Origin of the sequence: Microbacterium sp., assembly GCF_047607465.1 — a bacterium.
GTDB lineage: Bacteria > Actinomycetota > Actinomycetes > Actinomycetales > Microbacteriaceae > Microbacterium.
The window spans coordinates 1-22,556 of record NZ_JASGCY010000029.1 but is presented as its reverse complement, the minus strand read 5'-3'; the positions used below and the strand labels follow the sequence as shown (position 1 = coordinate 22,556).

The window sequence follows — 22,556 nt, the reverse complement described above, 5'->3', positions numbered from 1 at the left end:
GCCGGAGCGCGCTATCCACAGGAAAACGGATGTCGGTGGCCCGGCGTAGCGTGCGGTCTGTGGATGAGGTCTTCGAGGCCGGTTCCGACCCGCGGGATTCCGCGTTTCGACGACCTGTTCGACGGTCGCCGGCCTGTGGAAGAAACGGTGGAGAACCTGTGTTGTATCCGTGGAGAGCGGTGGAAAACTACACGGATGTAACTACTACCCCTAGTGGTCGCTTCCAATGTCCGCACCTATATGTAGTATTGAGATCCCGGCGGGGGGACTGCCGGAGAAACCACGGATCCGAGGGGAAACACGATGTCGATCACCGTTTACACGAAGCCTTCCTGCGTTCAGTGCAACGCCACCTATCGCGCGCTGGATGCCAGGGGCATCGAGTACGAGATCCACGACCTGTCGGAGGACCCGACGGCTCTCGAGCAGGTCAAGGCGCTGGGCTACATGCAGGCGCCGGTCGTCGTCACCGACGAGGACCACTGGTCGGGCTTCCGCCCCGACAAGATCGACGAACTCGCGTCTCGTCTGGCCTGACCCGACAAGCTCACTGACCGGAGGAGGGAACATGAGCGCCGTCGCGACCGCAGCGCCGCTCCTGGTCTACTTCTCCAGTGTGTCGGGCAACACCGCACGCTTCGTCGAGAAGCTGGGGCTGCCCGCCCGGCGCATCCCTCTGCTCGCACAGGAAGGGCCGCTCGTCGTCGAGGAGCCCTTCGTGCTCATCACTCCCACCTACGGCGGGGGTGAGGGGCGCGGCGTCGAACGCGGTGCTGTGCCCAAGCAGGTGATCCGGTTCCTCAACGACGAGTCCAACCGGCGGCACCTGCGCGGGGTGATCTCCGCAGGCAACACCAATTTCGGCGAGTCTTTCTGTCTTGCCGGTGACATCATCAGCCGCAAGTGCTCCGTGCCTCACTTGTACCGGCTCGAGATCTTCGGCACACAGGACGATGTCGATCGGGTGATCGACGGATTGGAAAGACGGTGGACGCTGCAGTGACCGAAGTCGTGGCATTCAAGTCGAACCCCGCATACGAGGGGCTCGACTATCACGCGCTCAACGCGATGCTGAACCTGTACGACGCCGACGGCAAGATCCAGTTCGACGCCGACAAGCGCGCGGCGCGCGAGTACTTCCTGCAGCACGTGAACCAGAACACGGTGTTCTTCCACTCCCTGCGCGAGCGGCTCGACTACCTCGTCGAGAAGGAGTACTACGAGGGCGCCGTCATCGAGAAGTACTCCTTCGAGTTCGTCCAGCGTCTCAACGACCTCGCGTACTCGAAGAAGTTCCGCTTCGAGACGTTCCTCGGTGCCTTCAAGTACTACACGAGCTACACGCTGAAGACCTTCGACGGCAAGCGGTACCTCGAGCGCTTCGAGGACCGCGTCGTGATGACCGCCCTCGCCCTCGCCGACGGCGATGAGAAGCTCGCCGTGAACCTCGTCGAGGAGATCATCTCCGGTCGCTTCCAGCCGGCCACCCCGACCTTCCTCAACGCGGGCAAGGCGCAGCGCGGCGAGCTCGTCAGCTGCTTCCTGCTGCGCATCGAGGACAACATGGAGTCGATCGCGCGTGGCATCAACTCCGCGCTGCAGCTCTCCAAGCGCGGCGGAGGGGTGGCGCTGCTGCTGTCGAACATCCGTGAGTCGGGCGCCCCGATCAAGCAGATCGAGAACCAGTCCAGCGGCATCATCCCCGTCATGAAGCTCCTCGAAGACAGCTTCAGCTACGCGAACCAGCTCGGCGCGCGCCAGGGCGCTGGTGCGGTCTACCTCAACGCGCACCACCCCGACATCATGCGCTTCCTCGACACCAAGCGCGAGAACGCCGATGAGAAGATCCGCATCAAGACGCTCTCGCTCGGCGTCGTCGTGCCCGACATCACCTTCGAGCTCGCCAAGAACGACGAGGACATGTACCTCTTCTCGCCCTACGACGTCGAGCGCGTCTACGGCGTGCCGTTCGGCGACATCTCGGTCACCGAGAAGTACCGCGAGATGGTCGACGACGCGCGCATCAAGAAGACGAAGATCAACGCGCGCGAGTTCTTCCAGACCATCGCCGAGATCCAGTTCGAGTCGGGTTACCCGTACGTCATGTTCGAAGACACGGTGAACCGGTCGAACCCGATCAAGGGCCGCATCAACATGTCGAACCTCTGCAGCGAGATCCTGCAGGTGAACACGCCGACGACCTACAACGACGACCTGTCGTACGACCGGATCGGCAAGGACATCTCGTGCAACCTCGGCTCGATGAACATCGCGCTGTCGATGGATGCCGACGACCTCGGCCAGACGGTCGAGACGGCGATCCGCGCCCTCACCGCGGTGAGCGACCAGAGCCACATCTCATCGGTGCGCTCGATCGAGGACGGCAACGACCGCTCGCACGCCATCGGCCTCGGCCAGATGAACCTGCACGGCTACCTCGCCCGCGAGCACGTGTTCTACGGCTCGGAAGAGGGCGTCGACTTCACGAACATCTACTTCTACACGGTGCTGTTCCACGCGCTGCGCGCGTCGAACAAGATCGCGATCGAGCGCGGCCAGGCGTTCGACGGCTTCGAGGACTCGACCTATGCGTCGGGGGAGTTCTTCGACAAGTACATCGAGCAGGCGTGGGTGCCGGCGACCGAGAAGGTCGCCGAGCTCTTCGCCGGCAAGCACATCCCCACGCAGGACGACTGGAAGGCGCTGAAAGCGTCGATCCAGGAGCACGGCATCTACAACCAGAACCTGCAGGCGGTGCCGCCGACCGGCTCGATCTCGTACATCAACAACTCGACGAGCTCGATCCACCCGATCGCGTCGAAGATCGAGATCCGCAAGGAGGGCAAGCTCGGTCGCGTCTACTATCCGGCGGCGTTCATGACGAACGACAACCTGGAGTACTACCAGGACGCCTATGAGATCGGCTACGAGAAGGTCATCGACACCTACGCCGCGGCGACGCAGCACGTCGATCAGGGCCTCTCGCTCACGCTGTTCTTCAAGGACACCGCCACCACGCGCGACATCAACAAGGCGCAGATCTACGCCTGGCGCAAGGGCATCAAGACCATCTACTACATCCGCCTCCGTCAGCTGGCGCTCGAGGGCACCGATATGACCGAGTGCGTCTCGTGCATGCTCTGACCCTTCCGTGAACCCGAGAGACGACGAATCATGACTCCGCACGAACCCCTCAAGCTGGTCGACCGCGTGCAGGCGATCAACTGGAACAAGATCCAGGACGACAAGGACCTCGAGGTCTGGAACCGTCTGGTGAACAACTTCTGGCTGCCGGAGAAGGTGCCGCTGTCGAACGACATCCAGTCCTGGAACACGCTCACCCCCGAGGAGCAGACGCTCACGATGCGCGTGTTCACCGGTCTGACGCTGCTGGACACCATCCAGGGCACGGTCGGCGCCGTCTCGCTCATCCCCGATGCGATCACCCCGCACGAGGAGGCCGTCTACACGAACATCGCGTTCATGGAGTCGGTGCACGCGAAGAGCTACTCGTCGATCTTCTCGACGCTGTGCTCGACGAAGGAGATCGACGAGGCGTTCCGCTGGTCGGTGGAGAACCAGAACCTTCAGAAGAAGGCGCAGATCGTCATGGACTACTACCGTGGCGACGACCCGCTCAAGCGCAAGGTCGCATCGACCCTGCTCGAGAGCTTCCTCTTCTACTCGGGCTTCTACCTGCCGATGCACTGGTCTTCGCGGGCGAAGCTCACGAACACCGCTGACCTCATCCGCCTCATCATCCGCGATGAGGCCGTGCACGGCTACTACATCGGCTACAAGTTCCAGCGCGGCCTGGAGACCCTCGATCAGGCCCGCAAGGACGAGCTGAAGGACTACACCTTCTCGCTGCTGTACGAGCTGTACGACAACGAGGTGCAGTACACGCAGGACCTCTACGACGGCGTCGGCCTCACCGAGGACGTCAAGAAGTTCCTGCACTACAACGCCAACAAGGCGCTGATGAACCTCGGCTACGAGGCGATGTTCCCCTCCAGCGTGACGAACGTGAACCCGGCGATCCTGTCGGCGCTCTCGCCGAACGCCGACGAGAACCACGACTTCTTCTCGGGGTCGGGCTCCTCGTACGTGATCGGCAAGGCCGAGGCCACCGAAGACGAGGACTGGGACTTCTAGAAACACTCTTCGCCGACGCCGAGAAACCACTTTCGCCGCGAGACACACCCTGAGAGGTGGTGCTTCGCGGCGGAAGTGGTTTCTCGGCGTGGCAGAGGGGGTGCGGGAGGTGGGAGGGCGTCAGCGGCGGTTCGCGGCGTAGTAGGCCAGCAGGGCCCTCGTCGACGGATCCTGCGCGACCACGGCATCCGCGTCGCCGTCGATCGCCGGGGCGATCTGCATCGCGAGCTGCTTGCCGAGCTCCACGCCCCACTGATCGAACGAGTTGATGCCCCAGATCGTGCCCTGCGTGAACGTGATGTGCTCGTAGAGCGCGATCAGCTGGCCGAGCACCTGCGGGGTGAGCGCCGGGGCGAAGATCGACGTGGTCGGCCGGTTGCCGGCGAAGGTGCGCGCGGCGACGAGCGCGCCCGTGGTGCCCTCGGCCTCGACCTCGGCGGGGGTCTTGCCGAAGGCGAGCGCCTTGGTCTGCGCGAGGAAGTTGGCCAGGAACAGCGCGTGCACATCCTGCCCGCCGTCCGTGAGCGGGTACGCCGGGTTCACGAAGGCGATGAAGTCGGCGGGGATCAGCCGCGTGCCCTGATGGATGAGCTGGTAGAACGCGTGCTGGCCGTTCGTGCCGGGCTCGCCCCAGAACACCTCGCCGGTCTCTGTGGTGACCGGCGACCCATCCCAGCGGACGGACTTGCCGTTGGACTCCATCGTCAGCTGCTGCAGGTACGCGGGGAAGCGGCTCAGCTGCTGGGCGTAGGGGAGCACGGCGTGCGACTGCGCGCCGAAGAAGTTCACGTACCAGACGTTCAGCAGGCCCATGAGCACCGGGACGTTCCGCTCCAGCGGGGTCGTGCGCACGTGCTCGTCGACCGTATGGAAGCCTGCGAGCAGGTCGCGGAAGACATCGGGGCCCAGAGCGATCGCCAGCGACAGGCCGATCGCGGAGTCGACCGAGTAGCGCCCGCCCACCCAGTCCCAGAACCCGAACGCGTTCGCCGGGTCGATGCCGAACGCGGCCACCTTGTCGAGGGCGGTGGAGACGGCGACGAAGTGGTGGGCGACGGCATCCGTCCTGGCGTCGTCCGTGTCGCCGATGGCGCCGGAGGCGGCGAGACCCGCCCACAGCCAGTCCCGCGCGAGGCGGGCGTTGGTGAGCGTCTCCAGCGTCGTGAAGGTCTTCGACGCGACGATGAACAGCGTCGTCTCTGGGTCGAGGTCTGCGGTCTTCTGGGCGAGGTCGGTGGGGTCGATGTTCGACACGAACCGCGCCTCGATTCCCGCGTCGGCGTAAGGCTTGAGCGCCTCGTAGACCATGACGGGGCCGAGGTCGGATCCGCCGATGCCGATGTTCACGACGTGCGTGACCTTCTTGCCGGTGATGCCGACCCAGTCGCCGGAGCGGACTCGATCGGCGAAGGCGGAGAGGGCGTGGAGCACGGCGTGCACGTCGGCATCCACGTCCTGCCCGTCGACGACGAGAGCGGGGGAGAGTCCGGCGGGGCGGCGCAGCGCCGTGTGCAGCACCGCGCGGTCCTCGGTGGTGTTGATGTGCGCGCCCTCGAGCATCGCGCGGTAGCGCTCGGCGACGCCGGTCTCCTCGGCGAGACGCACGAGGGCGGCGAGAACCTCATCGGTGACGAGGTTCTTCGACAGGTCGACGTGCAGGTCGCCCAGCGGCAGTGAGAGCCGCTCGGCGCGCTGCGGATCGGCGGCGAACCAGCCGCGCAGATCGGGGGAGAGCGCGGCGTGCAGAGCCGTGAGCTCGGCCCAGGAGGAGGTACGGGTCGGGTCAACGGGAGCGTTCATGGCTACACGCTACCGCGGACGGGCTCCCCGTCGTCGTCCTAGGATTGCCGGTGATGGGAGCGACAGCATGAAGGCCACGATCTGCGGCGTGGTACTGCTCGTCGCGGCGTTCGTCGCAATGCTCGTCATGCAGGATCTCGGCATCCTCCCGCTTCTGCTGATGCTCGTCGGCGGCTGGTGCCTCGGCTTCGCCTTCGTGAACCTCACGTTCCGGATGCCCCGCAACGGACTCGCCCTGCACATCGCCGGGGCCGTCGTGATCTCCGCGGAGGTGGTCACGATGATCGAGTTCGGAGGTCCGCTTCTCACCGTGCGGCCCGAGCCGGTCGGCGTTGCGGTCATCGTGGCGCAGACGGCGGCGATCCCGGCGGCCTGCTGGATCGTGCTCGGGATCCTCGGCAGGGCGACGGATGCTCTCACCCGCCGCGAGCGCAGGAACGCTCCGATCCGACGAGCGCCGGAATGGGAACGGGATGAGAGCGGCGACGGCTCGTTCGTGCGCGTCAGGGCGATCGAGTTGCGCATGCGTCAGCTCACGCTCGCGATCATCGGCGTCGTGCTCGTCGTGTCGGGGATCGGCGTCGCGCTGCTGATCGCCGCCGACGGCGCCATCATGCATCTCGGCGCTCGGCTGTCGATCATCCTGATGGGCATCGTGCTGGGCCTCCCCGCCTACGCGGCCCTGAGCGCGGTGATCCGCCGGCGCACCCGAGACTGCACGATCGCCTTCGGGAACGACGAGGTGCGCATCGGGGTGGGGTCCACGGCATCCGTCGTCCGCTTCTCCGAGCTCGAGCATCTGCGCTGGCGTTGCGGCAGCGACTACGCACGGGTCGAGCTGCGCGGGGGCGGCATCGACCTGTCGCTCTTCTCCGGGCTCGCGAAGCCCGCCCCGGGGCGCACTGCGGAGCTCCCTCCGCTGCCTCGTCGCGTCTTCACGCGGCTGGAGGGCGCCGGTCTCGTCGTCGAGCGCTCGCGCCGCGGCGACGTCGTGACGTTCGCGCGCACGGTATCCTGAGAACTGCCCGCAACGACAGGAGCTCCCGTGATCCTCAGTCTCATCTTCTTCCTGGTCCTCTTCCTCGGAGGGATCTGGCTCCTGGGATTCGCGCAGTCGATCGAGGAGTACCAGGCGATCGTCTTCGTCGCGGGGCTGGTCATCGTTTCGCTCTCGATCGCGTTCCTCATGCGTGCGGGTAAGAACGACGCCACGCGTCGCAGCGACAACTGGTCGGGCAACGCCACCGAGTGACGCCGTGCGGCGTCGATTAGCCTGAAGCCATGGCGTTCCTCTTCTCGCTCCTCGTCATCGCCCTGATGATCGGCGCGTTGATCGACATCATCACGCGCGACGACTCCGCCGTGCGCTTCCTGCCGAAGATGGCGTGGATCATCATTGTGATCCTGCTGCCCTTCATCGGCAGCGTGCTGTGGTTCGGCATCGGCCGCGAGTACTTCGGCGACGGCGTCCGGATGCCGCGGCCGCAGCGCCGGGAGCACGCGCAGCATCCGCCCCCTCCTCCCGCTCCTTCGCGCCCCGTCGACACCAGAACGACCGAGCAGCAGATCGAGGACCTCGACCGTGAGATCGAGGAATGGCGGTTGCGCGCCGAGATCGAAAAGCGCAAGCAGAACCCCTCAGCCGAGTGATGCTGCCAGGGCCTCGTCGATCGTCGGATACCGAAAAGCGCAAGCAGAACCCCTCAGCCGAGTAACCCCTCAGCCGAGTGATGCTGCGAGGGCCTCGTCGATCGTCGGGTACCGGAAAGCGAAACCCGCGGCGGTGAGCTTCTCCGGCAGCACCCATCGGCTCTTCAGGATCAGCTCGGTCTCGGTGCGGATGCCGATGGCGCCGAGTTCCAGCATCCATCGCGGCATCGGCGGGCCGAAGGGCGCACCGACGGCCCGGCGCACAGCGGCCATGAAGGTGCGGTTGTCGACAGGGTGCGGGGAGGCCGCATTGACGGGGCCGTCGAGGGCGACGTGCTCCTCGATGAAGTCGATCATGCGCGCGAGATCCTCGATGTGCACCCAGCTGAACTTCTGCCGGCCGCCCCGGGCGCCCGGCAGGTGCGCCGTGCCTGCGGCGCGCCGTGCGCGGCTCACCGGCCACCATCCGTCGTGCTGCGCGCCGCCGAGACCCCGCCGTGCGAGCGTGCGCAGCGGGCCGAGCACGCCGCCGTCGCCGAGCACGATCGTGCTGCGGAGGGCGACGCGCCTGGTCACGGGGAGCGCATCGGCGAACAGAGCGCGCTCCCAGGCCTTCGCCACCTCGACGGAGAACCCGGTGCCCAGCTCGCCGGTCGTCTCGGTCATCGGACGATCCTCGGCGTGCCGGTAGATCGTCGCCGTCGAGGAGTTCACCCACAGCGCCGGCGGCTTCGACGCGCGGGCGATCGCGGTGCTGAGGGCTGCCGTCGTTTCCAGACGCGAACGGAAGATCTCGGCGCGGTTCGTCGGCGTGTAGCGGCAGTTCACGCTCTTGCCTGCGAGCCCGACGACGAGGTCGGCGCCGTCGACGGCGGCATCGATCGCGGCCTGATCGCCCCAGGAGATATCGGCGCCCGTCCGCGAGATCGTCACCACCTCGCGCCCGGCAGCCCGCATCCGCGGCACCAGATAGCCGCCCATGAATCCCGTCGACCCGCCGACGACGACCCGGCTCACGCGGCCTCCTCGATGCGGTAGCGGAACGAACCAGCGTACTCGTAGACGCGCCCGATGAACGGCGCGTCGATCGTGAGCTCCACCCGCTGGCGGTCGGTGTCGTCGTCGAAGCGTTCGCGCACCCGTACGACGGGGGCGAGCGGGCGCGGCACGCGCAGGCGCAGGGAGCCCAGGCGGATGCCGACGGCGCGGCTGGTCATGACGAGCGCGCCGTCCTGCACATCGACGTCCAGGCAGGCGGCGATGAGCCCTGGTTCGCCGATCTCGTCGACGACGCGGCCGTGCCGTGTGGCGGCGACGGCGTCGTGCATGACCCAGGAGCCTGAGGGCAACCGGAACTCGCGGCGGCCGATGGCGCGCGAGGCGACGGTGATGTTCTCGACGCGGAAGGGCACGTTGTGCTCCCAGCAGGCGGGAACAACGGCCCGCCGTTCGAGCACCGTGATGATCGGCCAGAGCCAGCGGCGCGGTGTGCCGACGCGGTCGAACACGCCCTCGCCGACGCCGGCGTGACCATCGGGGACGGCGCGGAAGTACGTGCGCAGCCGCGGATGCAGCTCATCGAGACGGTCGGCGAGCGCTCGCGCATACGGCGAAGAGATCACGCCGCCGGTTCCCGCAGCCGGACGAGCCGCTCGTGCCCTGTTTCCTCGAGCTCGGTGATCTCGTCGCGCGACTTCAGGAAGTCGGAGAAGGACCGGTAGCCGAGCGCCTTCTCGCTGAACGAGGGATCCATCCGGCGCATGTGCGTCTTCACAGCGGAGCTGTGCAGCCACTCGTCGGCCCCGGACTTGTCGTGGCCGAGGCGCAGCGCCCGCTCCAGCAGCGCCGTCGCCTCGCTCTGCTCGTCGAGCTTCGCGCGCACGGTCTCGTCCACGGCATCCGGCGGCGGATCCGCGGCCGGCTTGCTCTTGGCACGGGGCTTCGCCGCGGTCTTCGTCTTCGCCGGGGCCTCGGCGGCGGCATCCGGCGCAGGAGGCGCGGACGTCGTCGTCGGCGGCCGCACGACACCGGGCAGCGAGTCGTACGACTCGAACTCGTCGCAGGCCGCCGCCAGCGACTTGGCGGTGGATCCGGCCACTCCGACGCCGATCACGTAGCGGCCGAGGCGCTTGCAGCGCTGCGCGAGCGGCACGTAGTCGCTGTCGCCGGCGACGATCACCACGTGGGTGAGATCCGGCAGGCGGAACATGTCCTCGACGGCATCCACGGCGAGGCGGATGTCGGCGCCGTTCTTGGCGTACGCCGCGGCGGGGAACAGCTGCACGAGATCGACGGCGCGGGCGACCAGCTGCGACCGGTACTCGGCGTTGACCGGCGACGACCAGTCGGCGTAGGCGCGGGTGAGCACGAGGGTGCCGAACGAGGCCGCGTAGTCGATGATGGCGCCGACCTCGATCATCGCCGCGCGCAGCCGATCGGTGACCTCCGGGTCGTCGGGGCGCTCGGCGATGCGCTGCCGGTCTTTGCCATAGGCGTTGCGCCCGTGCACGCGGTCGTACCAGGAGATGACGATGTTGTCGAAGTCGAGGTAGATGGCGACGCGCGCCTCACCGGCCTCAGGCATTGCTCTGCTCCTCGTTCGGGTAGTGCACGCCGATCTGCGTGCGGATCTCATCGAGGGCGCCCATGATCGCCACGCTCTCGGCCACCGGCAGCAGGTCGGAGTCGAGCGTGCCGTCGGCGACGAACCGCTCGGCGGCGAACGCCTGGTACTGCATGCCGCGTCCGGCGACCTCGCCGGAGGAGAATTCCTCGATCACCGTGCCGTCGGGGAGGATCACGCGCAGCGACGTCGGCGTGTACCAGACCCGGTCGATCTCGATACGGGCGGCGGTGCCGATGACGCTCGCGACGTCGGGGCCGACGGCGCGCGACGAGGACAGGGTCGTCGAGACGGCGCCGGAGGCGTGGGTCATGACGGTGGCGACCTCGGCATCCGCTCCTGTGTCCACGAGACGGCCCACGGCGTGGATGGCGGTGGGCGCCCCCAGGATGTCCCAGACGAACGAGATCGGGTAGATCCCGAGGTCGAGGAGCGCCCCGCCGCCGAGCTCCAGCGCATTCAGCCGGTGCGCGGGGTCGGAGGGGAGGAGCTGGGTGTGGTCGGCGCTGACCGCGCGGATCTCGCCCAGGGTGCCGGCGGCGATGATCTCGCGGAGGCGGACCATGTGCGGCAGGTACCGCGTCCACATCGCCTCCATCACGAGCAGGCCGTGCTCGGCCCCGAGCAGCCGCAGGTCCTCGGCCTCGGCGCGGGTGAGGGTGAACGCCTTCTCGACGAGGACGTGCTTGCCGGCCTCGAGGGCGAGCCGCGCGTTCGCGTGGTGCATCGGATGCGGAGTGGACACGTAGACGATGTCGATCTCGGGGTCGGCGACGAGCGCCTCGTAGGAGGGGTGCGCCCGGGGGATGTCGAAGCGCGCGGCGAAGGCGTCGGCGGCCTCCTGCGAGCGGGAGCCCACCGCCTGCAGATCGAGGCCGGCGGTGCGCAGATCGGAGGCGAAGGCGCCGGCGATGCCGCCGGTGGCGAGGATTCCCCAACGAAGACCAGTCATGGTCTCAGCGTAGTGTTCACCGCTGATGCAGAGCCTGATCGAGGTCGGCGATGAGGTCGCGGGGGTCTTCGAGACCGGCCGAGAAGCGGATCGTGTTCAGGGAGATCCCTGCGGCGGCACGCTGCTCGGCGTTCAGGTGCGAGTGCGTCATCGAGGCGGGGTGGGCGACGAGGCTGCGGGCGTCGCCGATGTTGGCGACCAGGCGCACCACCGTCAGGGCGTCGATCACGCGGGCGACCCGTTCCTGGGTGGCGTCGTCCTCTGGGCCGGCGAGGTCGAAGGAGAACACCGAGGGGACACCCGCGGGCAGGTACTTCTCGGCGAGCGGGTGCCAGCGGTTGCCCTCGAGGCCGGGGTGGTTGACGTGGGAGACCGCGGGATGCTGTGCCAGGAACCGCGCGACGGCCAGGGCGGTGGACGACTGCCGCGCCACCCGCAGGTCGAGGGTCTCGATGCCCTGCAGGATCTGCCAGGCGTTGAACGGCGAAAGCGACGGGCCGAGGTCGTGCACGTACTTCGACTTCACGAGCGCGGCGAACGCCTGTCCGATGCCGAAGCGCTCCCAGAGCACGAGGCCGGGCACGCGCCGGTACTCCGCGGTGAACTGCGGCCACTTCTCGGGCTCGGCGCCGAAGTCGAAGGTGCCCTGATCGACGACGACGCCGCCGAGCGAGGTGCCGTGCCCGGAGAGGAACTTCGTCGCGGAGTGCACGACGAAGTCGGCGCCGTGCTCGCCGGGGCGCACGAGGTACGGGGTGCCGACGGTGTTGTCGATCACGAGCGGGACGCCGGCCTCGTGCGCGATGTCGGCGACGAGGCGGATGTCGAGCACCTGGGCGACGGGGTTGGCCACCGACTCGGCGAACAGCGCACGCGTGGTGGGGCGGATGGCGGCGCGCCAGGCTTCCGGATCATCCTGATCGACGAAGCTCACGTCGATGCCGAAGTCCTCGAACGTGTCCTGGAAGAGGTCGACGGTCCCGCCGTAGAGCTGGTTCGCGGCGACGATGTGTCCGCGAACGCCCGCGAGGGCGAGCACGGTGAGGGCGACGGCCGCCTGGCCGGATGCCATCGCGACCGCTGAGGCTCCGCCTTCGAGGGCGGCGACGCGCTCTTCGAGCACCTGCTGGGTTGGGCTCGCGTTGCGGCTGTAGAGATTGCCGGGCTTTCTCAGCGCGAAGAGGTCGGCGGCGTCGGCGAGCGAGGCGAACTCGTACGCGGCGGTCTGGTAGATCGGCGGCACCGCGCTGTTCTGCGGGGTGCCCACCACGTAGCCTGCTTGGATCTGCCGGGTTGCGAACTCGCTCATCAGACCATTGTCTTGACCGCGCGCCTAGCGGCGGGGCTTATGTCGTACTGTTGCAGCGCGCGGCCGGGCACCAAGGCGATCCCGATCGCATCCTTCACGCGATTCTCGACGTCTCGCTGAGGCGATGCCACGTGCGGTCGTGGTAGACGAGGGCGCCGGGTCCTTCTCCGACACTGCGGGACACGGAGCCCTGCAGGGCGTGGGCGACGACGACGGTCGATCCGCCGGCCTCGAGGCGGTTGACGATGGCGCCGCGGATCCATGCGCGCACCCCGTGGAAGACGGGCTCGCCGGTGGAGAGCCGTGTCCATGCGTCGCGGTCCGCGAACCGGTCGATGCCGCTGGTCGAGGCGAGCTTGGCCACGGCGAGGTCGTCGGTGTCGAGGAGGTGGACGACGACGGAGTCGGCGGCGAGGATCGATGGCGTCGCGGAGGACAGCGCCGAGACCGAGAACACCAGCAGCGGCGGGTCCACACTGATCGAGGCGACAGAGGTCGCCGTGAGGGCGACGGGCCCGGCCGGTCCCTCTGCCGTGATGACGGAGACGCCTCCAGGGTGGCCGCGGAAGAATGACTTGAAATCGTCGGCGTCGATGCTTGTGAGCGGGAATCGCCGAGTCGTTCCCGCGGAAGGAGTGGGGGAGAGATTCGTCATGACGCAGACGTTATGCCCGCAGGCGCCGCCCGTGCTCGTCCGTGACGATCCGTGTCGGTATGAGAAGTTATGAGTCGTCACCGTCTCGTCACGGCGCTGCGCGCAGCGGTCAGGGCACGAGGACGATCTTGCCGCGAGCCTCGTGCGCCTCGATGAGCTCGTGCGCGCGTGCGGCCTCGGCGAGGGGCAGTTCGGCGCCGATTTCGACGGCGAAGTCTCCTGCGGCGATGAGCGCGATGGTCGCCGGGACCGCTTCGGCCCGCCATGCCAGCTCCTGCTCGGTGAGCGGCTCCGGCGAGCCGCCGGAGAAGGCGCGGATGCCGAGGGCGGCGGCATCCGGTCCCCGGACGATCGTGGCGATGCGCTCGCGATCGGCGACGAGCGCTGTCGAGACCTCGATCGCCTCGTCGGTGCCGATCCCGTCGAGGGCGACGGTGACGGGCGAGGGCGCCGCCTGGCGCACGCGCTCGAGGAGGCCGTCGCCGTAGGCGACCGGGATCGCGCCGAGCCCGCGCAGCAGGTCGTGCCTGGCCGGACTCGCCGTCGCGATGACGGTGGCGCCCCAGGCGACGGCGAACTGCACGGCGGCCTGGCCGACGGCGCCGGAGCCGGCGTGCACGAGGAGCACGTCTCCGGCGCTCACCCCGAGCGACTTCAGCGACTGGAACGCGGTGCCGGCGGGGATACCGACGGCTGCGCCCTCGGCCGCGGTGACGGCGTCGGGGAGGAGGGCTAGCTTCGAGGCCGGTACGGCGAGATCGGTGGCGTAGGTGCCGGAGCCGTCTCTGATCGCCACGCGATCGCCGACGGAGAACTCCGAGACGCCCTCGCCGACGGCGGTGACGACGCCAGCGCCGTCGAAGCCGACCCGGCGGGGCTCCGCGATCGGCGGTGAGGGGCGCTTCCCGCCGCGCAGCTTCGCGTCGATCGGGTTGACCCCTGCGGCCTCGATGCGTACGACGACCTCGCCGTCGCCCGCTTCGGGGTCGGGGATGTCGATGAGGCGGAGGACGTCGGGGGAGCCGAATTCGGTGTAGACGATCGCGCGAGCCATGCTCACAGGGTAGTCGTCCGCCGCGGCGCCGCAGCGAGGGTCACGAGCACGAGGCCGATGAGGGCCAGTCCGATCCACCCGAGCGCGGTGAGCCTCTCGCCGACGACCGTCACCGCGAGGAGGGCGGCGACGGCTGGCTCGAGCAGGGTGATGGTGGTGGCGGTGCTCGCCGGGACGCGGGCGAGGCCGTACCCGAAGAGCAGGTATCCGATGAGCATCGGCACGAGCGCCATGTAGGCGCTGACGGCGAGCGACTGCGGAGTTTCAAGGAGCGCCCCGCCGGTGAGGACGAGCACCGGCATCAGCAGCACGCCGCCCGCCCCGAACACCGACCCCATCGACGCCCCGCGGCTCACGCCGTTCGCCATCAGGCGCGCTGCCGCCCAGGAGTAGGCGGCGTAGGAGGCACCGGCGACGAGCCCGAGCCCGACGCCGAGCACCGTGGCTTCGGCATCGCCGGCCGGGCCGCTCGCCTTCGACACGCACAGCAGCGCGCTGCCGACGATGCCGATCGCTGCGGAGAGCATCCACCACCGGGAGAGACGGATGCCGTCGACGAACCGCTCGAGCACACCGGCGGCCAGCGGCGCGGACGCGAGCGAGACCACCGTGCCGATCGCGACACCCGCCAGGTGCATCGAGCTGTAGAACGCGAGGGGGTAGACGGCCACGGCGACCGCGCCGATCGAGATCAGTCCTCGGTGGGCGCCGAGGCGCCCGCGATCCCGCCGAAGGGCCGGGAGGTCGACGAGGGCCTGCAGGATGCCGCCGACGCCGAGCGCTGCGGCGCCGATAGCCAGGGGGCCTGCATCCGGGGCGAAGGTCGCCGCCGTGCCCGTGGTGCCCCACAGGAGCGCGGTGATCGTGATCGCGACGAGCGCGCTCGTGCGTCCGCCCGCGGACATCATCGCGTCAGGACCATCAGCGCACCGAGAGCGCTTTCGCGATCCGCTGCGGCGAGACGGGCTGGGCGGTGCCGAGGCGCTGGGCGAACACGCTCACGCGGTACTCCTCGAGCAGCCAGCGCGTCTCGACGAGCGCGGGCGGCGCATTGCGCGGCAGGGGGATCGTTCCCCCTGCGTCCTCGAACGCCTTCGCCGTCCGCTCGTACTCGCTCATGCGCGTGCGGTCCTTGCCCGGTTCGTTCGCGAGCGTCTTCAACCGGTCGATCATGCCGTCGAGATAGCGGGGGAAGTGCGCGAGCCGGGCGACGCCCGCCGCTGATATGAACCCCGGATGCAGGAGACCTGCGAGCTGGGAGCGGATGTCGTTCAGCGGGCCGAGGAGGGCGAGGGAGTTCTGCGACTTGATGCCGCGCTCGACCTCGCGCGCTCTGGTGAGGATTCGCGCGACGAGGCTGACGCAGGAGAACAGGTCGTCGACGATCGTCGCGGAGACGGCGTCGCGGGCGCGCTCGAACGCGGCCTTCGTGCGGATGGTCCCGTGCAAGGAGGACTCCACCACCGCCCGGCGGCAGTCCTCGATGAGCGCGGCGGCGTTCTGATACGGGGAGGCGGCGAGAGCGAGCTTCTCGGCGCTCGTCAGGTGCTCCTGCACGTACGACGCCGGGGTCGGCACATTCAGCAGCACCAGGCGCAGCACGCCGTCGCGGGTGGCGGCGGATGCGGCATCCGCCGTTGCCTCGACCCTGATCGAGACGCTCTTCCCGTCGTCGACGATCGCCGGGTAGCCCCGCACCACGCCGCCGGCGACCCGGGTGTCGAGCACCTCGGGGAGGTCGTCGAAGGTCCAGTCGGTGAGGCCAGAGCGCTCGATCATCATCGGCCTCGGCGCTGCAGGTGCCGGTGCCTTCGCCACCGAGCGGGCGACACTGGTGCGCGCGCGCTCGGAGAGCCGCCGCTGCAGCGCGCCGAGGTCGCGGTCAGAGCCGGCGATGCGTCCTCGCTCGTCGACGGCGCGGAAGTTCATGCGCAGATGCGCAGGCACCCGCTCGTCGTCGAAGTCGGCGGCCGAGACGAGCTGGTTCGCGAGGGGCTGGATGAGCTTCGCGAGCGCCTCCTTGAGGGTGCGGGCTGGACGGCCGTCGTGCGACTCCGGACCCTCACCGGCGAGAGCGTCGCCGAACTTCTCGGCCCAGTCGGCGGCGGGGACCACGTGCCGGCGGATGGCTTTGGGAAGTGCGCGCAGCAGACCCGTCACGAGCTCGGCGCGCAGCCCAGGTACCTGCCAGTCGAAGCCGCGGTCCTCGATCTGGGCGAGCAGCGCCAGCGGCACGACGACGCTCACGCCGTCATCCGCAGCCCCCGGCTCGAACCGGTACGCGAGCCCGAGCACCTGGTCGCCCTGCCTCCAGCGCGTCGGGAACTCGCCCTGTTCGGCGCGCTCGTCGTCGTCCAGGAGGTCGCTCTCGCGCATCACCAGCAGCTTCGGCGTCGTCGCCAGCGCCTCGCGCCACCACTTCTCGAAGGAACGAACGTCGAAGACGTCGGCGGGGATGCGCTCGTCGTAGAAGCGGAACACCGCTTCGTCTCCGGCGAGGATGTCGCGGCGGCGCTCGCGCTCCTCGAGCTTCTCCAGGCGCCGACGCAGTTCGGCGTTGGCGCGCCAGAAGGCGCTCACGCGCTTGTCGATGCGCGTGGGGTCCCACTCGCCCTCCACGAGCGCGTGACGCACGAACAGCTCGCGCGAGGCTGCTCGGTCGACGCGCGCGAACTGCACGCGGCGGCGGGGGATGATCTCCACGCCGAACAGGGTCACCTTCTCGTATGCGAGCGCGGCTCCGGCATCCTTCGACCAGTGCGGCTCGCTGATCTGGCGCTTGGCGAGATCGCCGGCGAGGGACTCCGCCCACGCCGGGTCGATCGCGGCGACCGTGCGGGCGAAGGTGCGCGAGGTCTCGACGATCTCGGCGGCCATCACGGCCTGCGGGCTCTTCTTACGCAGGCCGGACCCGGGGAAGATCGAGAAGCGGATGCCGCGGGCTCCCCGGTACTCGGCGATACGGCGCTTCGCATCCTTCGGCGCGGTCTTGCTCTGTCCTCGGGCGGGCGCGCGGCGCTCGTCGAGGATGCCGATCTGGGAGAGGAGCCCCGACAGCAGCGCCCGGTGGATCGCATCGGGATCGGCGGCACCGGTCGCATCGCCGCGTCTTGAACCCTTCACCAGACTTTGCAGCTGGCGGTGCACGTCGAACCACTCGCGCACGCGCACGTAGTTCAGGTGCTCGCTGCGGCACATGCGGCGAAAGGCGCTGGAGCCGAGCTCCTTCTGCTGCGCGCGCAGATGGTTCCACAGGTTCAGCAGGGTGAGGAAGTCGCTGGTCGGGTCGACGAAGCGCGCGTGCATCCGTTCGGCTTCGTCGCGAAGCCCCTGCGGGGCATCCGCCGACGGCCGCTCTCGCACATCCTGGATGGACAGTCCAGCCACGATCGGCAGCACGGGTGCTGTGACGCCGGACGACACCGCCTCGACGATCATCCGGGCGAACCGCGGATCCATCGGCATCCGCGCGATCTCGCGGCCGATGCGGGTGAGGCGCGGTCTGCCGTCGCGGTCGTCGCGCACGGCTCCGAGCTCGACGAGGAGATCGAAGGCGGCCTTGACGCCCCGGGAATCGGGCGGGGTGAGGAAGGGGAACTCGGCGATGTCGCCGAATCCGAGCGACAGCATCTGCAGCACCACAGAGGCGAGCGAGGTGCGCAAGATCTCCGGTTCGGTGAATTCGGGCCGACCCGCGAAGTCCTCTTCGCTGTACAGCCGGATCGCGATGCCGTCGCTGGTGCGGCCGGCGCGCCCGGAGCGCTGGTTCGCCGACGCCTGCGACACCGGCTCGATCGGCAGCCGCTGCACCTTCGAGCGGTTGCTGTAGCGCGAGATGCGCGCCGTGCCCGTGTCGATGACGTACTTGATCCCTGGGACCGTGAGGCTCGTCTCGGCGACGTTCGTGGCGAGCACGACGCGGCGGCGGACGCCCGCCGTCGACGATGGTTCGAACACGCGGTGCTGCTCGGCGGCCGAGAGCCGCCCGTAGAGCGGGAGCACCTCGGTCGGGCGCGCATCCTTCGCATAGGCGGCGCGCACGGCATCCGCCGCGTCCCTGATCTCGGCCTCGCCCGGGAGGAAGACGAGCACGTCGCCCGGCGCCTCGCGGTCGAGCTCCCTGAGCGCCGCGACGATCTCGGCGACCTCGTCGGTCTCTTCCGCCGAATCGTCGTCGAGCCGGGAGCGATAGCGGATCTCGACGGGATACGTACGGCCGGAGACCTCGATGATGGGTGTCGGCTCCGGCGCGGCGAAGCGAGCCGCGAAGCTCTCCGGATCGATGGTCGCCGAGGTGATGATCACCTTCAGATCGGGACGCTCGGGGAGGATGCGCACGAGGTAGCCGAGCAGGAAGTCGACGTTCAGCGAGCGCTCGTGGGCCTCGTCGATGATGATCGTGTCGTAACGGTGGAGCAGCCGGTCGCGGTGGATCTCATTGAGAAGGATGCCATCGGTCATCAGCGCGATGCGGGTCTCATCGGAGACCTGGTCGGTGAAGCGCACCTTGTAGCCGACGAGACCGCCGAGCTGGACCTGCAGCTCCTCGGCGACCCGCTCGGCGATCGTGCGGGCGGCGAGCCGGCGCGGCTGGGTGTGCGCGATGCGCTCGCGGCCGAGCTCGAGGCAGATCTTCGGCAGCTGCGTGGTCTTGCCCGACCCCGTGGCGCCGGCGACGATGACGACCTGGTGCGCGCGGATGGCGTCGGCGATCTCGTCGCGCGCGGCGCTGACCGGCAGCTCGGGCGGATAGGAGATCACTGGCGGGGACATAGCCCTCCATCGTATGCCGGGATCGAGCACATACGATCGTCGGGTGACGAGAGCGCAGCAGTGGATCCGCGAGTTCGGGCGTCCTCCGCGCATCCTCGGCCTCGACGTGGCCCGCGGCCTGGCGATCCTGGGCATGGCGGGCGCCCACATCGGCGAGACCGGATCCTTCGACCTGCTCGACCCGTCGACCTGGTCGGCGCTCGTGCACGGACGCTCCTCGATCCTCTTCGCGGTGCTGGCAGGCGTCTCGATCTCGCTGATGACGGGCCGCGCCGTCGCTCCGGAGCCGGCCAGGACGCCGAGCCTGAGGCTGAACCTCGTCGGGCGCGGCGCCGTCATCTTCGTGATCGGGCTCGTCCTGGAGATGTTCGGCACCCCGATCGCGGTGATCCTCACCCTGTACGGGCTGCTCTACGTCGCCGTGATCCCCTTCCTGCGGTGGCGGTCGTCGCGTCTGCTGATCGCGGCCGCCGTGTTCGCCGTCGCAGGTCCGCCCCTGCTCGCCCTGGTGACCGCCCTCACCCTGCACCCCTACGGCGCGGGCATCGCCTTCGTGCTCTACGGGTCCTATCCGATCACCGTGTGGATGGCGTTCGTGCTGGGCGGCATGGCTCTCGGGCGACTGCACGTGGAGAGGCTCGACACAGCGGCGGCCGCGCTCGGCATCGGCGTCGGGCTCATGGTCTTCGGCTACGGGCTCGGGCTCGTCTGGCTCGCCGGCGGAGCCGGGACGAGCCAGGCGCAGGTCTCCACGGCGGAGGGCGGGTGGGGCGACTACCCGCAGGCACTCGCGGAGGCCGACCCGCTCGGCGCGATGCTCGCCTCGGTCTTCGCGGTGGACCCGCACTCGGGAGGAGTCGCAGAGATCCTCGGCTCCGGAGGGTTCGCGCTCACGGTGATCGCCCTGTGCCTGCTGATCGCCCGTCCGCTCAGACCGGTGCTGCTGCCCTTCGGCGCCCTGGGTTCCATGCCGTTGTCGGCATACAGCCTGCACGTCATCTTGGTGGCGCTGATCAGCGGCCCCGGCGGCTTCTTCCAGAGCAACGTCTTCTGGGCCGTGACGGCGATCGCGCTCCTGATCATCGCGACGGCCTGGTCGATCTTCGCGGGCCGAGGTCCGCTCGAGCGCCTCGTCGGATGGGTCGCGCGGGCGACCGCCTCGCCCCCGCGGAGCTGACCGGTCATAGGCTGAGATCATGACGATTCCCACGATCGAACTGAACGACGGCACCGCGATCCCCCAGCTCGGCTACGGCGTGTTCAAGGTGCCGCCGGCTGAGACCGAGCGCGCGGTGGCCGAGGCCCTCGAGATCGGCTACCGCCACATCGACACGGCCGCCATCTACGGCAACGAGGAGGGTGTGGGTGCGGCCATCGCCGCCTCCGGCATCGCCCGCGACGAGCTCTTCGTCACCACCAAGCTCTGGAACGACCGCCACCACGACGACGAGCCGAACGCGGCGATCGCCGAGAGCCTCGACAAGCTCGGCCTCGAGCAGGTCGACCTGTACCTCGTGCACTGGCCGACCCCTGCGAAGGACGACTACGTGCACGCGTTCGCGAAGCTCGTCGAGCTGCGCGCGCAGGGACTCACCCGCAGCGTCGGCGTGTCGAACTTCCTCGTTCCCCACCTCGAACGCGTTGTCGCCGAGACCGGAGTGACCCCCGCCGTCAACCAGATCGAGCTGCACCCCGCCTACCAGCAGCGCGAGGTCGTCGCGTGGGCGACGGAGCACGGCATCCGCATCGAGGCCTGGGGACCGCTCGGGCAGGGCAAGTACGACCTCTTCGGCACGCCGGCCGTCGCCGCTGCCGCTGCCGCCCACGGCGTCACCCCGGCGCAGGCGGTGCTGCGGTGGCACCTGCACAAGGGCAACATCGTCTTCCCGAAGTCGGTGCGCGCCGAGCGCCTGCGCGAGAACATCGACGTGTTCGGCTTCGAGCTGACCAACGCCGAGATCGCGGCGATCGACGCCATCGACCCGCTCGACGGCTCCGGCCGCGTCGGCACGCATCCGGACGACCTGAACTGAGGTGACGAACCGCCTCGGCGACACCCTCAGCCCCTATCTGCGCGCCCACGCCGACAATCCCGTCGACTGGCACCCGTGGGGCGCAGAGGCGTTCGCCGAGGCGCAACGGCGCGACGTGCCGCTGCTGATCTCGATCGGGTACTCCACCTGCCACTGGTGCCACGTCATGGCTCGGGAGTCGTTCGCCGACCCGGCGACCGCGGCCGCCATCAACGAGGGCTTCGTCGCGGTGAAGGTCGACCGCGAGGAGCATCCCGACGTCGACGGCGCCTACATGGCTGCGGCGTCCGCGTTCACCCAGCACCTGGGCTGGCCGCTCACCGTGTTCGCCACGCCGCGCGGGCGCACGTTCTACGCCGGCACCTATTTCCCGCCGGACCCGCGGCCGCCGATGCCGTCGTTCCGCCAGGTGCTCGCCGCCGTCGGCGAAGCATGGAACGAACGCCGGGCGCAGGTCGAGGAGTCGGCCGACGCGGTCAGCGACGCCCTCGCCGCAGCTGCCGCATCCGCGCCCGCCGACCTCCCGGGCAGCGCCGAGGTCGCCGCGGCCGCGACGGCGATCGCCGCAGGCGAGGACCGGGTCTTCGGCGGTTTCGGGGGCGCCCCGAAGTTCCCCGTCGCGACCGTGCTCGACTTCCTCGGCAGCCCGCTCGTGCGGGCACAGGCGCCGGAGGCGGCAGCATCCGTCTCCCGCGCGCTCGCCGCGATGAGCGCGTCGGCGCTGCGCGACGCCGACGGCGGCTTCTTCCGCTACGCGACGCGGCGCGACTGGAGCGTGCCGCACTACGAGCGGATGCTGACAGACAACGCGCAGCTGCTCGACGTCGCGCTCAGGGCGGGGGAGGAGGGCATCGCGCGCGGGATCGCCTGGTTCCTGATCGCGACGCTGCGACGCGACGGCGGCGGCTTCGGTGCCGCACAGGACTCGGAATCGTGGATCGACGGCGCGCGCAGCGAGGGCGGCTACTACCTGCGCGCACCCGCCGAGCGCGCAGACCTCGAGGCCCCGGCCGTCGACGGCAAGGTGATCACGGGCTGGAACGGCCTCGCCATCGGCGCCCTCGCCAGGGCGGGCGCGCGGCTGCGCGAACCCGTCTGGATCGCGGCGGCGGCGGAGGGCGCCCGGCACGTGCTGCGCGTCAACCGCGATCCCCGTGGCCGTCTGGTCCGCTCGTCGCTGGACGGGGTCGCAGCGACGGCCGGGGCCACGGCATCCGATCTCGCCCTCTTCGCCGACGGGCTCTTCGCGCTCGCCGTCGCCACCGACGACGTCTCGTTCGCCGAGCAGGCGCGCACCCTGCTCGACGACGCGCTGGCCGGCGTGCCAGGCGACCCGGTGCTCGCCGGTTTCGGGATCGCGACCGCGCCGGATGAGACCGACGGCGACCTGCCATCGGATGCGGCGGCCGTCGCCACGGCAGCGCTGAGCGCGTGGCTGCTGGGTGCCGGATCGCGCTACCGGGATGCCGCGTCGGAGATCGTCAGCGCGCGCGCCGCGCGCGCCCTCGCGCAGCCGTTCGCGCACGGCGCGCTGCTGCGCGCCGCCGCGGTC

The 22,556-nt window shown here is 69.3% G+C and carries 20 protein-coding genes; 10 read left to right on the top strand and 10 right to left on the bottom strand.

Annotated elements, in window-relative coordinates; genetic code table 11:
• Nucleotides 1-303: 303 nt before the first annotated feature.
• The 4 genes from nrdH to nrdF are packed head-to-tail and all read left to right on the top strand — an operon-like array spanning nt 304 to nt 4,155.
• Nucleotides 304-537 (top strand): glutaredoxin-like protein NrdH, encoded by a 234-nt coding sequence (gene nrdH / locus QM568_RS03025; protein ID WP_415135684.1) that lies wholly within the window; start codon nt 304-306, stop codon nt 535-537.
• 31 nt (nt 538-568) lie between these two features.
• Entirely contained in the window at nt 569-1,003 is a 435-nt protein-coding gene (nrdI, locus tag QM568_RS03020; protein ID WP_415135682.1) for a class Ib ribonucleoside-diphosphate reductase assembly flavoprotein NrdI, read from the top strand.
• On the top strand, nt 1,000-3,144 hold the full coding sequence (gene nrdE / locus QM568_RS03015) for a class 1b ribonucleoside-diphosphate reductase subunit alpha (RefSeq protein ID WP_415135680.1): 2,145 nt from the start codon (nt 1,000-1,002) through the stop codon (nt 3,142-3,144). Before nrdI ends, nrdE begins: the two co-directional genes overlap by 4 nt.
• A gap of 30 nt (nt 3,145-3,174) precedes the next feature.
• Nucleotides 3,175-4,155, top strand: a complete 981-nt coding sequence (nrdF, locus tag QM568_RS03010; protein ID WP_415135678.1) for a class 1b ribonucleoside-diphosphate reductase subunit beta — start codon at nt 3,175-3,177, stop codon at nt 4,153-4,155.
• A 120-nt stretch (nt 4,156-4,275) separates the two neighbouring features.
• On the opposite strand, the gene pgi is transcribed toward nrdF, so the two are convergent.
• Entirely contained in the window at nt 4,276-5,955 is a 1,680-nt protein-coding gene (gene pgi / locus QM568_RS03005; RefSeq protein ID WP_415135676.1) for a glucose-6-phosphate isomerase, read from the bottom strand.
• A gap of 67 nt (nt 5,956-6,022) precedes the next feature.
• Here pgi and QM568_RS03000 point away from each other — a divergent pair, with 67 nt between their 5' ends.
• The 3 genes from QM568_RS03000 to QM568_RS02990 are packed head-to-tail and all read left to right on the top strand — an operon-like array spanning nt 6,023 to nt 7,605.
• Entirely contained in the window at nt 6,023-6,973 is a 951-nt protein-coding gene (locus QM568_RS03000) for a hypothetical protein (protein WP_415135674.1), read from the top strand.
• A 27-nt stretch (nt 6,974-7,000) separates the two neighbouring features.
• On the top strand, nt 7,001-7,207 hold the full coding sequence (locus QM568_RS02995; protein WP_415135672.1) for a hypothetical protein: 207 nt from the start codon (nt 7,001-7,003) through the stop codon (nt 7,205-7,207).
• A 29-nt stretch (nt 7,208-7,236) separates the two neighbouring features.
• Nucleotides 7,237-7,605 carry a PLD nuclease N-terminal domain-containing protein gene (locus QM568_RS02990; RefSeq protein ID WP_415135670.1) on the top strand — a complete coding sequence of 123 codons (369 nt, stop codon included), beginning with the start codon at nt 7,237-7,239 and terminating at the stop codon, nt 7,603-7,605.
• A 69-nt stretch (nt 7,606-7,674) separates the two neighbouring features.
• Here QM568_RS02990 and QM568_RS02985 read toward each other — a convergent pair whose 3' ends face one another.
• From QM568_RS02985 to hrpA, 9 genes are all read right to left on the bottom strand, one after another.
• Complete coding sequence (locus QM568_RS02985; protein ID WP_415135668.1) at nt 7,675-8,622, bottom strand: epimerase; 948 nt, start codon at nt 8,620-8,622, stop codon at nt 7,675-7,677.
• Entirely contained in the window at nt 8,619-9,227 is a 609-nt protein-coding gene (locus tag QM568_RS02980; RefSeq protein ID WP_415135666.1) for a DUF4166 domain-containing protein, read from the bottom strand. Before QM568_RS02980 ends, QM568_RS02985 begins: the two co-directional genes overlap by 4 nt.
• Entirely contained in the window at nt 9,224-10,189 is a 966-nt protein-coding gene (locus QM568_RS02975) for an NYN domain-containing protein (RefSeq protein ID WP_415135664.1), read from the bottom strand. The genes QM568_RS02980 and QM568_RS02975 overlap by 4 nt, the downstream gene beginning before the upstream one ends.
• A complete protein-coding gene (locus QM568_RS02970; protein WP_415135662.1) occupies nt 10,182-11,180 on the bottom strand; it encodes a Gfo/Idh/MocA family protein in 999 nt (332 codons plus the stop codon). The genes QM568_RS02975 and QM568_RS02970 overlap by 8 nt, the downstream gene beginning before the upstream one ends.
• Before the next feature lie 16 nt (nt 11,181-11,196).
• On the bottom strand, nt 11,197-12,489 hold the full coding sequence (locus QM568_RS02965; RefSeq protein ID WP_415135660.1) for an O-acetylhomoserine aminocarboxypropyltransferase/cysteine synthase family protein: 1,293 nt from the start codon (nt 12,487-12,489) through the stop codon (nt 11,197-11,199).
• A 94-nt stretch (nt 12,490-12,583) separates the two neighbouring features.
• The gene (locus QM568_RS02960; RefSeq protein ID WP_415135658.1) at nt 12,584-13,144 is read right to left on the bottom strand and encodes a flavin reductase family protein; all 561 of its coding nucleotides are present in this window, start codon (nt 13,142-13,144) and stop codon (nt 12,584-12,586) included.
• 109 nt (nt 13,145-13,253) lie between these two features.
• Nucleotides 13,254-14,198 (bottom strand): quinone oxidoreductase family protein, encoded by a 945-nt coding sequence (locus QM568_RS02955; protein WP_415135656.1) that lies wholly within the window; start codon nt 14,196-14,198, stop codon nt 13,254-13,256.
• Nucleotides 14,199-14,200: 2 nt separating this feature from the next.
• Nucleotides 14,201-15,106 carry a DMT family transporter gene (locus tag QM568_RS02950; protein ID WP_415135654.1) on the bottom strand — a complete coding sequence of 302 codons (906 nt, stop codon included), beginning with the start codon at nt 15,104-15,106 and terminating at the stop codon, nt 14,201-14,203.
• A gap of 13 nt (nt 15,107-15,119) precedes the next feature.
• The gene (hrpA, locus tag QM568_RS02945; RefSeq protein ID WP_415135652.1) at nt 15,120-18,971 is read right to left on the bottom strand and encodes an ATP-dependent RNA helicase HrpA; all 3,852 of its coding nucleotides are present in this window, start codon (nt 18,969-18,971) and stop codon (nt 15,120-15,122) included.
• A gap of 43 nt (nt 18,972-19,014) precedes the next feature.
• Here hrpA and QM568_RS02940 point away from each other — a divergent pair, with 43 nt between their 5' ends.
• The 3 genes from QM568_RS02940 to QM568_RS02930 all read left to right on the top strand — a co-directional run.
• On the top strand, nt 19,015-20,148 hold the full coding sequence (locus QM568_RS02940) for a heparan-alpha-glucosaminide N-acetyltransferase domain-containing protein (protein WP_415135650.1): 1,134 nt from the start codon (nt 19,015-19,017) through the stop codon (nt 20,146-20,148).
• A 19-nt stretch (nt 20,149-20,167) separates the two neighbouring features.
• A complete protein-coding gene (locus QM568_RS02935; protein WP_415135648.1) occupies nt 20,168-21,004 on the top strand; it encodes an aldo/keto reductase in 837 nt (278 codons plus the stop codon).
• A gap of 1 nt (nt 21,005) precedes the next feature.
• Nucleotides 21,006-22,556, top strand: a 1,551-nt coding sequence (locus tag QM568_RS02930) for a thioredoxin domain-containing protein (RefSeq protein WP_415135646.1), incomplete at its 3' end; no start/stop codon positions are given.

What these genes read in the sequence shown, in the direction of transcription:
- QM568_RS02970 (WP_415135662.1), bottom strand. Translation starts at nt 11,180, where the DNA reads ATGACTGGTCTTCGTTGGGGAATCCTCGCCACCGGCGGCATCGCCGGC.
- nrdI (WP_415135682.1), top strand. Translation starts at nt 569, where the DNA reads ATGAGCGCCGTCGCGACCGCAGCGCCGCTCCTGGTCTACTTCTCCAGT.
- pgi (WP_415135676.1), bottom strand. Translation starts at nt 5,955, where the DNA reads ATGAACGCTCCCGTTGACCCGACCCGTACCTCCTCCTGGGCCGAGCTC.
- hrpA (WP_415135652.1), bottom strand. Translation starts at nt 18,971, where the DNA reads ATGTCCCCGCCAGTGATCTCCTATCCGCCCGAGCTGCCGGTCAGCGCC.
- QM568_RS02960 (WP_415135658.1), bottom strand. Translation starts at nt 13,144, where the DNA reads ATGACGAATCTCTCCCCCACTCCTTCCGCGGGAACGACTCGGCGATTC.
- nrdF (WP_415135678.1), top strand. Translation starts at nt 3,175, where the DNA reads ATGACTCCGCACGAACCCCTCAAGCTGGTCGACCGCGTGCAGGCGATC.
- QM568_RS02935 (WP_415135648.1), top strand. Translation starts at nt 20,168, where the DNA reads ATGACGATTCCCACGATCGAACTGAACGACGGCACCGCGATCCCCCAG.
- QM568_RS03000 (WP_415135674.1), top strand. Translation starts at nt 6,023, where the DNA reads ATGAAGGCCACGATCTGCGGCGTGGTACTGCTCGTCGCGGCGTTCGTC.
- QM568_RS02955 (WP_415135656.1), bottom strand. Translation starts at nt 14,198, where the DNA reads ATGGCTCGCGCGATCGTCTACACCGAATTCGGCTCCCCCGACGTCCTC.
- QM568_RS02990 (WP_415135670.1), top strand. Translation starts at nt 7,237, where the DNA reads ATGGCGTTCCTCTTCTCGCTCCTCGTCATCGCCCTGATGATCGGCGCG.
- QM568_RS02950 (WP_415135654.1), bottom strand. Translation starts at nt 15,106, where the DNA reads ATGATGTCCGCGGGCGGACGCACGAGCGCGCTCGTCGCGATCACGATC.
- QM568_RS02965 (WP_415135660.1), bottom strand. Translation starts at nt 12,489, where the DNA reads ATGAGCGAGTTCGCAACCCGGCAGATCCAAGCAGGCTACGTGGTGGGC.
- nrdH (WP_415135684.1), top strand. Translation starts at nt 304, where the DNA reads ATGTCGATCACCGTTTACACGAAGCCTTCCTGCGTTCAGTGCAACGCC.
- QM568_RS02975 (WP_415135664.1), bottom strand. Translation starts at nt 10,189, where the DNA reads ATGCCTGAGGCCGGTGAGGCGCGCGTCGCCATCTACCTCGACTTCGAC.